The following is a 273-nucleotide window of genomic DNA, read 5'->3' on the forward strand; positions in this document are numbered from 1 at the left end:
TCGCACCGTTGCTTTTATCCAGCACGGTGGCAAAGACACGACGGGAAAAGGCCTTTCCTGCTTCAAATGCCAGCACTTCGGCTTTGGGCGGCTCTTCCAGTTGTAAATACGGAAACCGGCAGCTATCGCCAAGCTGCTGCGTTTGTTTCAGAATCGCCGCGGCCTGTGCCAGTTCGTCCTGGGTCAAGGGATCCAGTGGATGAACCGGGGTTGGTATCGTGGTAGATGCCTTGGATGCGCAACAGGTCTCGCTCATGATGTATTCCTCGTGAT

1 protein-coding gene is annotated in these 273 nt (G+C 54.9%); it reads right to left on the bottom strand.

The window, feature by feature from the left end; genetic code table 11:
* A partial coding sequence (locus tag Q4563_RS19830; protein WP_303605740.1) for a hypothetical protein occupies positions 1-256 on the bottom strand: 256 nt, incomplete at its 3' end.
* Between the last annotated feature and the right edge of the window lie 17 nt (positions 257-273).

This window comes from Gilvimarinus sp. 1_MG-2023, assembly GCF_030548285.1.